We start from the raw sequence: 256 nt of genomic DNA on the forward strand, positions 1-256 counted from the left end.
CAAGCATATTGGTTTGACCGATACGTTCCAAATGCTTGAAGAGAAAAATCTGCTACAGGAATTGTTTAAAGAAAACAGTGAATATTTAGAACATCAAAAGAAACTGGATATCGAAGTTATCTTTGGTAATCCACCTTATTCCTCTGGTCAAAGAAGTGAGAATGATAATAATGCAAATGTAGAATATGAAATACTTGATAGAAGTATCCAAAATACGTATGCACTTAAATCTCAAGCAACATTAAAAAGAAATTTG

1 protein-coding gene is annotated in these 256 nt (G+C 31.2%); it reads left to right on the plus strand.

The window, feature by feature from the left end; genetic code table 11:
• A partial coding sequence (locus ACFINC_RS10455) for a hypothetical protein (RefSeq protein WP_375617172.1) occupies positions 1–256 on the plus strand: 256 nt, incomplete at both ends.

The sequence above is a fragment of the Bartonella sp. AP58NXGY genome (assembly GCF_042195785.1).
Lineage (GTDB): Bacteria > Pseudomonadota > Alphaproteobacteria > Rhizobiales > Rhizobiaceae > Bartonella.